This window comes from Streptomyces sp. MB09-01, from assembly GCF_033794505.1.
Lineage (GTDB): Bacteria > Actinomycetota > Actinomycetes > Streptomycetales > Streptomycetaceae > Streptomyces.
In genome coordinates this window covers 1-10,620 of the sequence record NZ_JARAYQ010000273.1, presented here as the reverse complement: position 1 = coordinate 10,620, position 10,620 = coordinate 1, and the positions used below count along the sequence as shown (strand labels likewise).

The window sequence follows — 10,620 nt, the reverse complement described above, 5'->3', positions numbered from 1 at the left end:
CCTGGGCGCCACCGTCATGCGCGCCGGGTGTGCCGGCCGCGCATGACGGTGGCGCCCAGGAGGATCAACGCGCCGGCGCCGAAGGCGTTGGCGAGGCCGTCACCGAGGCCCTGGCCGTCGCCGCCCACCGAGAGGCTCCCGGCGGCCTGACCCTGGCGGACCGTCCACAGGACGGCGAAGCCGAGGACGATGACCCCCGCCAGCGCCATGAGCAGCCGCGAGCGGAGCACGGCCGCGGCCAGCGCGAGGGCGGCGGCGAAGACGAAGGGGAGCAGGAGCGAGCCCAGCAGGGCGGCCTTGTGATCGGTGATCCCGACGGCAGTGAAGAGCTCCTGGACGCGGTAGTCGCGTCCATGACGGCCGTCGTACCAGGCACGGAAGGGGCTCCAGACGGCGGCCGCCGCTCCGATCAGACCCATCAGCGAGCCGAGTACGTTGCGGATCATGCCCGGCCCTTCGCGGTAGGGGTCTCGATCCCGACGCTACGCCCGGCTCCGGGGCCGCGCATGCGGGGCGGCCGGACGGAGAGGGTCCCTCCCCGGCCCGTTACCGGCGCGGCGGCGCACTGATAGCGTGACCCGCCGTTGTCCAGGGGGAGGAGTTCGGGCCATGGTGGCTGGGCGTCGTATCAGGTTCACCGCGGTGCTCGTGGCCGTCGTCTTCGCGCTGACCGGTTTCTCGTCACACGGCGGGAGCAGCAGCAGCGGGAGCGGCGGCAAGAGCAAGGGCAGCAGTAGCAGCAGCGGAGGCGGCTGCTCCAGCTCCAAGAGCAAGAAGAAGAAGAGTCACAGCAGCAAGAGCAGCAGCAGCCCGACGGCCTCGGCGAGCCCGACGTCGGCGCCCGCGCGGGCCGTGCTCGTCGATTGTGTCGGCGCGGACAAGAAGGGGGCCACCGTCCAGGTCATCTCCACCGTGGACGCCGAGCGCACGGTGCGGGTGCCGGTGACCTTCAGCGGTGCGAACGGTGCGGCCCTCGACGCCGGGTCCCTGAAGGTCACGCTCAAGGCGCGCGAGAGCCGGACCGTCGTGGTCCCGATGACGGTCCCGGGCAAGGCCGCCGAGGTGAAGAACTGCCGGGTGGGCACCGTCGACCGGGCGTAGGCCCCACGCGGCCCGCCGCCCGGCCCGCGCTTCACCGCGCCCGCGCTTCACCGCGCCCGCGCCTCACCGCACCCGCGCTTCACCGCGCCCGCGCCTCACCGCACCCGCGCTTCACCGCGCCCGCGCCTCACCGCACCCGCGGCTCCGATCTCCCCGAGCCGCGGGCTCACCGCACCCGCGGCTCCGGCGCCCCGCGCCGCCCCGCGAACAGCTCCGCCTGCCGCTCCGGCGCCAGGTTCCCCAGCGCGATCAGTGCCGGGGCCTGGGCCAGGGCCTGCTGGAGCGCGGCCTGCTTCGCCGACCACAGGGCCCGTACGGTGCCCTGCACGGCCTCCGTCGGGAAGCCGGCCAGGGTCTCCGCCGCCCGCAGGGCCGCCGGGAGCAGCTCGGCGGGGGCGGTCAGCTCCGAGACGAGCCCGATCTCGTGCGCCCGGCGCGCGGAGAGCCGTTCGGCCGTGCCCATCAGGGACATCCGGGCGGCCTCGCCGAAGGGCATGCGCTGCGCCATGTAGACGGCCTCGTAGGCGCTGACCATCCCGTACGTCGTGTGCGGGTCGAAGAAGGTCGCCGTCTCGGAGGCGATCAGGAACTCCGCCTCGCCCAGCAGGTAGAAGGCCCCGCCGCAGGCCATGCCGTTGACGGCGGCGACGACGGGCTTCCACAGGTCGCCGGCCTTGGGGCCGATCGCGAGGAGCGGATCGTCGGCCGAGTACGGGGACCCGGGCTGCGGCACGTCGACACGGCGGTCGATGCCGGTGCAGAAGGCGGCCGTCCCGGCGCCCGTGAGCACCACCGCCCGCACCTCCTCCGCGTACCGGAACTCCCGCCACACCGCGCCCAGTTCGCCCGCCGTCGCCAGGTCGATCGCATTGTGCCGGCGCTCCCGGTCCAGGGTGACGACCGCGACCCCGGTCGCCTTGTCCCGCTCCACCCGTACGGTCACGGCCTCTCCAGGAGCCAGCGCGGCACGGCCATCCCGCCGATCTCGGTGAAGGCCACCTGGACCCGTGCGCCGATGCGCAGCCGGGCCGGATCCATCGAGTCCAGCGGGGCGTCGGCCGAGGTCACCAGGTTCCCGGCGAGCCGGATGTGCGGGGCGTCGGCGAGCTCCACGAGGACCACGTTGTACGGGGCCTGCGCGGCGTAGGCGGGCAGCAGCGGCGGGTGCGGCCGGACGTAGGACCAGATGCGGCCGCGGCCGCTCATGCGGCGCCACTCGCCGTCGAAGGATCTGCAGTGCGGGCAGCAGGGGCGGGGCGGGAAGCGCAGCCGGCCGCAGGCGGCGCAGGCCTGGATGCGGAGTTCGCCCCGCGCGGCGTACTCCCAGAAGGGGGCGCCGTCCCCGTCGGGGACCGGCAGGAGCAGTTCGTCCACGGACGCGGCGGACGCGGCGGATGCGGGGGATGCGGGGGACGCATCGGACGTGGTGGATGCGTCGGACGTGGTGGTCATCGGTCAGCTCCTCAGCAGGATCGCGGACGTCGGGACTCCCTCGCCCGCCGTCACCAGGCAGGTCGCGGCGTCCGGCACCTGGGCGGTGGAGATGCCGCGCAGCTGCTTGACGCCCTCGTTGATCAGGTTGAAGCCGTGCACGTACGCCTCGGACAGGCCGCCGCCCCCGGTGTTGATCGGCAGGCGGCCGCCCATCTCCAGGGCTCCGCCCTCGGTGAAGGCGGCGCCCTCGCCGCGCCCGCAGAAGCCGTAGCCCTCCAGGGAGAGCGGGATCAGCGGGGTGAAGGCGTCGTAGATCTGGGCGACGTCCACGTCCTGAGGCCCGAAGTCGGCCTGCTTCCACAGGTGGCGGCCGGCGGTCCAGGCGGGCCCGGAGAGCGGGTCGTCGTTCCAGTAGTTGACCATGCCGTGGTGCTGGGAGGGCAGGCCCTGGGCGACGGAGTGCACGTAGACGGGCTTCTGGCGGCAGTCCCGGGCCCGCTCGGCGGAGACGATCACGCAGGCCAGCGCCCCGTCGGTCTCCAGGCAGTTGTCGAAGAGGCAGAGCGGGTCGCTGATCATGCGCGAGGTCATGTACATCTCGCGGGTCAGCGGGCGCTCGTACATCATGGCGGCCGGGTTGGCGTTGGCCCGGTTGCGGCAGGCCATGGCCACGTTGAAGAGGTGGTCGCGGGTGGCGCCGTACTCGTGCATGTAGCGGCGGGCCAGCATGCCGATCTCGTCGGCGGGGCGCAGCAGCCCGAAGGGGCGGGTCCACTGGCCGGGGGTGGGCAGCTGGACGGCGGTGTTCTTCCAGGGGCGCGGGCCGGAGCCGCGTTTGCGGGAGCGCCAGGCGACGCCGACGGTGGCCTGGCCGGTCGCCACCGCCGAGGCCAGGTGGCCGACGGTGGCGCAGGAACCGCCGCCGCCGTAGCCGATCTTGGAGAAGAAGGTGACGTCGCCGGCGCCTATGGCCTTGGCGACCTCGACCTCGTCGGTCTCCTCCATGGTGTAGGAGGAGAAGGCGTCGACCTCGGAGGGCTCGATGCCGGCGTCGGCGAGGGCAGCCAGGATCGCCCGGCAGGCCAGTTCCTTCTCGGACTGCGGCAGTTGTCTGGCAAAGGCGGTCTGCCCGATGCCCACTATCGCCGTAGCGTCCTTGAGCGTTGCGGCCATCGCCACCTCCGGGGTGCGCCAGTACTGACAGCCGCGAAGGCTACAGCTAATCTGACGGATAGTCAGCTACTGGGTTCGCGGGAGGATGACACGCATGGGCGACGACGCACGCGGGGCCGTACGCGACGGCGTGAACGACGGCGTGAACGACGGCGTGAACGACGGCGTGAACGACGGGGTACGCGCAGACCTGCGCTGGGGCAGCATCGCGGGGCTCGTGCGGGCGGCAGCCGTACGGTACGCCGACCGGGAGGCCGTCGTCGACGGCCGCGTCCGCATCAGCTACGCGCAGCTCGGCGAGCGCGTCGAGCGCGCCGCTGCGGCCTGCATCGCCGCCGGCGTCGAGCCCGGCGACCGGGTCGCCGTGTGGGCCCCCAACACCCTGGAGTGGATCGTCTCCGCGCTCGGCGCCGTCTCGGCGGGCGCGGTGCTCGTCCCCCTCAACACCCGTTTCAAGGGCGCGGAAGCGGCGTACGTCCTCCAGCGCAGCCGGGCCAGGCTGCTCTTCGTCACCGGCACCTTCCTCGGCACCTCCTACGTCGCCTCCCTGCGCCGGGCCGCGGGCGAGGGCCCCGGTGCCGGGCCGCTGCGCGGGCTCCCGCACCTGCAGCAGGTCGTCGTCCTCGCCGAGGACGCGCCCGAGTCCTTCCGCACCTGGAAGGACTTCCTGGCGGGCGGGGACCGCGTACCGGCCGAATCCGTGCGCGAACGCGCCGCGTCCATCCCCTCCGACGCACCCTCCGACATCATCTTCACCTCCGGCACCACCGGCAGCCCGAAGGGCGCCGTCATCACCCACGCCCAGTCCCTGCGCTGCTACGACGTGTGGTGCGAGCTCGCCGGACTCCGCGAGGGCGACCGCTACCTGATCGTGAACCCCTTCTTCCACACCTTCGGCTACAAGGCCGGGATCATCGCCTGCCTGATGCGCGGGGCCACGATGGTCCCGCAGCCCGTCTTCAACGTGGACACCGTCCTCGCCAACGTCGCCGCCGAGCGGATCTCCGTACTCCCCGGGCCGCCCACCCTCCACCAGTCCCTCCTCGACCACCCCCAGCGCGACCAGCACGACCTGTCCGCCCTGCGCCTGGTCGTCACCGGCGCGGCCGTGGTCCCGCTGCGGCTCGTCGAGCGGCTGCGCGGCGAGCTGCACCTCGCCACCGTCCTCACCGCCTACGGGCTCTCCGAGGCCAGTGGCATCGTCACCATGTGCCGGCGGGGCGACCGCGCGGAGATCATCTCCGAGACCTCGGGGCGGGCCATCCCGGACACCGAGGTGATGATCGTGGACGCGGCCGGGACGCCGAGGCCCACGGGCGAGGCCGGCGAGATCGTGGTCCGCGGCTACCACGTCATGCAGGGCTACTTCGAGGACCCCGAAGAGACCGCCAAGGCGATCACCCGGGACGGCTGGCTGCACACCGGCGACGTCGGGTTCAAGGACGCGCAGGGCAACCTGCGCATCACCGACCGGATCAAGGACATGTTCATCGTCGGCGGCTTCAACGCCTATCCCGCCGAGATCGAGCAGCTCCTCGGCCTGCACCCGGACGTCGCGGACGTCGCGGTCGTCGGCGTCCCGGATGCGCGCCTCGGCGAGGTCGGCAAGGCGTACGCGGTCCGCCGCCCCGGCTCCACGCTCACCGCCGACGACCTGATCGCCTGGTCCCGGCGGGAGATGGCCAACTACAAGGTGCCGCGCGCGGTCGAGTTCGTCTCCGAGCTGCCGCGCAACGCGAGCGGCAAGGTCCTCAAGCGCGAGCTGCGCGCCCGCTAGCGCCGCGCGGGACGGGGCCGGCCGCTCAGCGGGCGTACGAGCCGAGGCCGACCAGGCAGTAGACGTACTGGTTGAGGACGGTGGCACCGCGCATGTAGCGGTAGGAGAACGCGTACTGCGTCTTGGGGTTGGAGTTGCAGCGGTCCATGTCCGAGGTGCCGGGGATGCTCTCGATCACCTTGTAGTGCGCGTCGGACGCCGAGCAGGAGACTTCGTCCACGCCGCTGACGCTCTGCGGCGTCGTCGAGTCCGGCAACTGACCGTTGAGGCAGGTGCCGCGGTCGAAGGGACTCGGCTCCGGGGTCGGCTCCGGGGCGGGTTCCGGGCTGTACCGGGTGGGCACGGGGTTCGGGGCGGTGGTGGGTTCGGCCGTCCACGGGGTGGAGGAGGGGGGCGACAACGCGCCGGTCGAGTAGGTCGGGCTCGGGGAGGCGGAGTTCTTGCCGTCGCCGTCGTCCCCGCTGTTCACCGCGATGAAGACGACGACCACCACGGCGGCGACCAGGAACGCGGCGATGCACCCGCGGCCGTTCGCCGTGGGGGAGGGGCCGGACCGCGGCACGCCCGGACCCGCGCCCGCGCCGCCGGTCGCGCTGGCGGCGCCGGTAGCGAATGCGGCTCCCGCTCCCGCTCCGGCGGTCGCTCCGGTTCCCGCTCCGGCTCCCGCTGCGGCCCCTGAGACGCGGATGCGCAGGAGTAACTCCTGCTCCCCGACGCGGGCCCGGACGAGATCGCCGTTGCGGCAGGACGGGATGCGCAGCCGGGCCGGGCCGTTCGCCAGCAGAACGGGGAGGATGACACCGTGGGCGGCCTGCTGGGGGGTGATCGTTATGGGCATTTCCTGCGACGACACCGGCTGCTCCAAGGGGTGAGGGTGGTGCGGAAGCGCGCTGCCTGACGGACCCTCGTCGATTGTGTCCCGTGCACCGGTGGTGACGCAGTGATTCCGCTAGGTACGCCGGGCCAGCACCAGCCGCCAGCGGGGAGCGCCCCCGGCCTGCCGCCCGAAGTGGTCCAGCGGCACGGTCTCGACGGTGAAGCCGGCCGCCGCCAGGTCGCGGCGGACCCCGCTGAGGGGGAAGGTCCGGTAGTACATGACGAAGGACGGCCGCCACACCGCGTTGCGCACCCGCATCGCCGCGTCGAAGCCCGCCGCGGCCCACCACACCGGGGAGCTCGGCGGGATCGGGGCGCCGATCGGGAAGGCGAACACCCCGCCGGGGCGCAGCGCGCGGTGCACCCCGGAGAAGAGGGCGGGCCGCTCGGCGGGGAGGAAGTGGCCGAAGGCGCCGAAGCTGACCGCCAGGTCGTACGTGTCCGCGAGCGCGGGCGGCAGCGCCCGTGCGTCGGCCCGTACGAAGTCCACGCGGTCGTCCGGGTGGGCGCGCCCGGCCTCGGCCAGCATGCCCGTGCTGAGGTCCACCCCGGTCACCCGGTCCCGGCACAGCCTTCGCAGCATGCCGATCGCGGCGCCGGTGCCGCAGCAGACGTCGAGCCCGGTGCCGAAGGAGCCCTCCCGCAGGGCGAGGGTCTCCTCCACGGCGTCGAGCATGCGGTCAGGGGTGCGGAAGGGCGTCTGGTCGAACTTCGGCGCGAGCAGGTCGTAGCCGCGCTCGATCGAGGAGAGGCCCTGCACGGCGAGTTCGCGGACGCTCGGTCCGTGGGAGGTGAACACACCACCAGCCTATGCCGCGGGCGGGGGCCCGGTGCGGACCGGACGCAGACGTGCGGCGGTCGCGGTGGCTCCCCCTCCGGGCCACCGCGACCGCCGTTCCCCCGTTGAATCCCCCGTACGTCTTGCGTTCTTGCGTGGTGCCGTGCGCGTCTTACGGGCGCGGGCCGGACGCGTGGTTGTCCAGCGTCTGGATCTCCTCGGCCGGCGTCGCCGGGGCCGGAGCGGGCACCGGAGCCGGGTCGAGCGGCTTGATCTCGATGCCCGAGGCGTGGTTGTCCAGAGTCTCGACGTCGACGCCCGGGGCGTGGTTGTCGAGCGACTTGCTGTCACCGTCGGCCGGCAGGATGTTCTCGTTCGTCGTCATCGGTTCTCCTGGTGGATGGGTCGGGCCCGCTCGGCGATTCCCCCGATGACCGCCGAGCGGGTGGTCCTCCAACCGACCCGGTTGCCCCCCGACGCGCCGGGTCGATGCACCTATCGTGCCGCGGGGCGATAAACGAACGATGAACGCCTCGTTCAACGGGGATCGTCGCAGGTCAGGCCGCGATCTCCGAGGCTAGCAGGGCTTGCACCTCGGCCAGTTCGGTGGACCCCAGCTGCCGGAAGACGGCCTCCGCGTCACGCCAGCACGCCCGGGCCCGGTCCGTCTGTCCCAGCCGCCGCAGCGCCTTGCCCAGCACCGTCAGCACGGTCGCCCGGCGCCACTCCCCGCCGATGCCGCGCAGCGCGATCGCCTGCTCGGCGTGCGAGGCGGCCAGGGTGGGCCGGCGCGCCGCCAGGTGGGCCACGGCGAGCCGGAAGTGGGTCACGCCCTCCCACAGCGGCTGCCGGTTCTCGTGGAAGAGCGACAGTGCCTCGGTGAGCTGGGCGAGGGCCTCGCCGAGGCGGCCCGCCTGGGTGAGCGCGATGCCCAGCGCGTAGCGGCCGTTGGCCAGGCGCAGGGTCAGGCCCATCCGGTCGTAGACGGCGATGCCCTGCTGGGCGAGGTCTATGGCGCTGGAGAGGCGGCCCAGTTCCACGTGGATGCGGGACAGGTTGCACAGGGCGCTGGCCTCGCCGACGTTGTTGGCGTCGGCGCGGAAGTTCTCGATGGCCTCCAGCAGGTACCGCTCGCCGTCCGCGTGCCGCCCCTCGTACAGGGCGATGATCCCGCGGTCGTTGGGCGCCCAGCAGCTGGGCAGCGGGTCGCCGGCCTCGCGGGCGAGCACGGTGGCCTGGCGGGCCTCGTCGTCGGCCGCGGTGAACCGGCCGGCGACCAGGTGGACGTTGGTGAGGGTGGTGCGGGCGCGGCCCTCCGCGTACGGATCCTTGGCGGCCTGGGCGGCGTCGCGCAGGGCGACGGCGGCCGACTCGTACTGCTTGGAGTTGGCCCCGGACTCGGCGAGGTCCTTGGCCGCCCACAGCAGGTCCACGGCCCGCCGCAGGACCAGCGTCTCGCCGCCCCGTACGGCGGCCTGCCGGACGCACGCCAGCAGCGGGTCGGCCTCGGCGTACAGCCAGTCCAGGGCGGCGCGCGGCTCGGCGAAGACCAGCCCGGGGTAGTGGGTGTCGGACAGGTGGGCCGGCAGCCGGTCGCCGGGGCGTTCCAGGGCGTACACCCCGGAGGCCGTGGCCAGGTAGAAGTCCAGCAGCCGGTCCAGGGCAGCCTCGCGCCCGCCCGGGGGCTGCTCGTCGCGCTCGGCGCACGCACGCGCGTAGAGGCGTACGAGGTCGTGGAAGCGGTAGCGGCCGGGGGCGGCGGATTCGAGCAGGGAGCAGTCGACTAAGGCCTCCAGGAGGTCCTCGGTGTCGTACTCGGGGAGGTCGAGGACGGCGGCGGCCGCCGAGAGGGAGATGTCGGGGCCGTCGGCGAGGCCGAGGAGGCGGAAGGCGCGCTGCTGGGCGGGTTCCAGCTGGCCGTAGCCGAGCTCGAAGGTGGCTTTGACGGCGAGGTCGCCGGCCTGGAGCTCGTCGAGGCGGCGGCGCTCGTCGCCCAGCTTGGCGGCGAGGACGGAGACGGTCCAGGTGCGGCGGGCGGCGAGCCGGGAGGCGGCGATGCGGATGGCGAGCGGCAGGAAGCCGCAGGCGCCGACGACGTCGAGGGCGGCCTGGCGTTCGGCGCGCACGCGCTCCTCGCCGACGATCCGGGTGAAGAGCTGGAGGGCCTCCTCGGGGCTCATCACGTCGAGGTCGACGAGATGGGCCCCGGCGAGGCCCGCCATGCGGACCCGGCTGGTGACGAGGGCGGCGCAGCCGGCGGTGCCGGGCAGCAGCGGGCGGACCTGGGCGGCGTCGCGGGCGTTGTCGAGCAGGACCAGGACGCGGCGGCCGTCGAGGGTGGAGCGGTAGAGCGCGGCCCGGTCGGCGGGGGAGTCGGGAATGGCGGTGTCGGGGGTGCCGAGCGCGCGCAGGAAGGAGCCGAGGACGGCCTCCGGTTCCGCGGGGCGGGCCTCGGTGCCCTGGAGGTCGACGTAGAGCTGTCCGTCGGGGAAGTGCGGGCGGGCGGCGTGGGCGACGTGCACGGCGAGGGTGGTCTTGCCGACGCCGCCGATGCCGGCGAGCGCGGAGACGGCCATCACCTGGTCCTGGGCGCCGCCGGACAGGATGGTGCCGAGCTCGTCGACGAAGCTGGATCGGCCGGTGAAGTCGGGCACGGTCGCGGGCAACTGGGCGGGCCTCACGTGGACGGTCGCGGCGGCCGGGGCCGGGCCCTCCGCGCGGGCGAGATCGGCATCGGCGTTCAGGATGCGCTGCTGGAGCGCGGAGAGCTCGGGGCGCGGGTCGACGCCGAGTTCGTCGGCGAGCAGGCGGCGGGTGTCGGCGTAGACGGCGAGGGCCTCGGCCTGCCGGCCGCTGCGGTAGAGGGCGAGCATGAGCAGCTCGCGCAGGCGTTCCTGCAGCGGGTGGGCGGCGGTGAGGGCGGTGAGCTCGGAGACGGCCTCGGCGTGGTGGCCGACCTCCAGGTCGAGGTCGAGGCGGGTCTCCAGCAGCTGGAGGCGCCATTCGGCGAGCCGGGTGCGCTCGGTCTCGGCGTGCGGGCCGGGGACCCCGGCGAGGGGCTCGCCCTCCCAGAGGTCGAGGGCGCGGGCCAGGAGCGTTCGGGCCAGGGAGCGGTCGCCGGCGGCCCGGGCGGCGTCGGCGTCGGCGGCGAGGCTGCGGGCGACGCCGAGGTCGAGGGTGGCGGCGGAGCGCAGCCGGATGGCGTAGCCGCCGGACTCGGTGACGAGCAGCCCGGGAGCGACGACCTTGCGCAGGCGGGAGGCGTACGTGCGGATGGTGGCGAGGGCCTGCTGCGGCGGGTCCTCGCCCCAGATGGCGTCGATGAGCTCGGGCGCGGTGGCGGTGCGGCCGTCGCGCAGCAGCAGGACGGCGAGCAGGGCGCGCTGCTGGGGGGTGCCGGAGGGCAGGAGCTCGGCGCCGCGCCAGGCGCGGACGGGTCCGAGGACGGCGAAGCGGGACTCGGCCGGGGCGGCGGGGGAGG

General features: G+C 74.0%; 10 protein-coding genes. 2 read left to right on the top strand and 8 right to left on the bottom strand.

All coding sequences use genetic code 11. The annotated features are described in order from the left end of the window. Nucleotides 1-14 precede the first annotated feature (14 nt). A complete protein-coding gene (locus tag PV721_RS36215; RefSeq protein WP_319731971.1) occupies nucleotides 15-446 on the bottom strand; it encodes a hypothetical protein in 432 nt (143 codons plus the stop codon). A gap of 163 nt (nucleotides 447-609) precedes the next feature. Between PV721_RS36215 and PV721_RS36210 the strand changes: the two genes are divergently transcribed. Beyond that, on the top strand, nucleotides 610-1,101 hold the full coding sequence (locus tag PV721_RS36210) for a hypothetical protein (protein ID WP_319731969.1): 492 nt from the start codon (nucleotides 610-612) through the stop codon (nucleotides 1,099-1,101). A 166-nt stretch (nucleotides 1,102-1,267) separates the two neighbouring features. Here PV721_RS36210 and PV721_RS36205 read toward each other — a convergent pair whose 3' ends face one another. The 3 genes from PV721_RS36205 to PV721_RS36195 all read right to left on the bottom strand — a co-directional run bounded on the left by PV721_RS36205 (nucleotide 1,268) and on the right by PV721_RS36195 (nucleotide 3,708). Beyond that, nucleotides 1,268-2,044: an enoyl-CoA hydratase/isomerase family protein gene (locus PV721_RS36205; RefSeq protein ID WP_319731967.1), complete on the bottom strand. Its 777-nt coding sequence runs from the start codon at nucleotides 2,042-2,044 to the stop codon at nucleotides 1,268-1,270. Next, nucleotides 2,041-2,466 carry a Zn-ribbon domain-containing OB-fold protein gene (locus PV721_RS36200; protein WP_319731973.1) on the bottom strand — a complete coding sequence of 142 codons (426 nt, stop codon included), beginning with the start codon at nucleotides 2,464-2,466 and terminating at the stop codon, nucleotides 2,041-2,043. Before PV721_RS36200 ends, PV721_RS36205 begins: the two co-directional genes overlap by 4 nt. 90 nt (nucleotides 2,467-2,556) lie before the next feature. Continuing rightward, a complete protein-coding gene (locus tag PV721_RS36195) occupies nucleotides 2,557-3,708 on the bottom strand; it encodes a lipid-transfer protein (RefSeq protein WP_319731965.1) in 1,152 nt (383 codons plus the stop codon). Nucleotides 3,709-3,802: 94 nt separating this feature from the next. Between PV721_RS36195 and PV721_RS36190 the strand changes: the two genes are divergently transcribed. Then, complete coding sequence (locus PV721_RS36190; protein ID WP_319731963.1) at nucleotides 3,803-5,485, top strand: FadD3 family acyl-CoA ligase; 1,683 nt, start codon at nucleotides 3,803-3,805, stop codon at nucleotides 5,483-5,485. 25 nt (nucleotides 5,486-5,510) lie between these two features. Here PV721_RS36190 and PV721_RS36185 read toward each other — a convergent pair whose 3' ends face one another. The 4 genes from PV721_RS36185 to PV721_RS36170 all read right to left on the bottom strand — a co-directional run. Then, on the bottom strand, nucleotides 5,511-6,323 hold the full coding sequence (locus PV721_RS36185; protein ID WP_319731962.1) for a hypothetical protein: 813 nt from the start codon (nucleotides 6,321-6,323) through the stop codon (nucleotides 5,511-5,513). Nucleotides 6,324-6,434: 111 nt separating this feature from the next. Further along, nucleotides 6,435-7,160, bottom strand: a complete 726-nt coding sequence (locus PV721_RS36180; protein WP_319731960.1) for a class I SAM-dependent methyltransferase — start codon at nucleotides 7,158-7,160, stop codon at nucleotides 6,435-6,437. A gap of 151 nt (nucleotides 7,161-7,311) precedes the next feature. Beyond that, on the bottom strand, nucleotides 7,312-7,524 hold the full coding sequence (locus PV721_RS36175) for a hypothetical protein (protein ID WP_319731958.1): 213 nt from the start codon (nucleotides 7,522-7,524) through the stop codon (nucleotides 7,312-7,314). 172 nt (nucleotides 7,525-7,696) lie between these two features. Next, nucleotides 7,697-10,620 (bottom strand): AfsR/SARP family transcriptional regulator (locus tag PV721_RS36170; protein WP_319731957.1); only part of this gene is annotated, 2,924 nt, incomplete at its 5' end.

Excerpts from the sequence above, each read along its gene's own strand:
- PV721_RS36215 (WP_319731971.1), bottom strand. The coding sequence starts at position 446 with ATGATCCGCAACGTACTCGGCTCGCTGATGGGTCTGATCGGAGCGGCG.
- PV721_RS36210 (WP_319731969.1), top strand. The coding sequence starts at position 610 with ATGGTGGCTGGGCGTCGTATCAGGTTCACCGCGGTGCTCGTGGCCGTC.
- PV721_RS36195 (WP_319731965.1), bottom strand. The coding sequence starts at position 3,708 with ATGGCCGCAACGCTCAAGGACGCTACGGCGATAGTGGGCATCGGGCAG.
- PV721_RS36190 (WP_319731963.1), top strand. The coding sequence starts at position 3,803 with ATGGGCGACGACGCACGCGGGGCCGTACGCGACGGCGTGAACGACGGC.
- PV721_RS36185 (WP_319731962.1), bottom strand. The coding sequence starts at position 6,323 with ATGCCCATAACGATCACCCCCCAGCAGGCCGCCCACGGTGTCATCCTC.
- PV721_RS36175 (WP_319731958.1), bottom strand. The coding sequence starts at position 7,524 with ATGACGACGAACGAGAACATCCTGCCGGCCGACGGTGACAGCAAGTCG.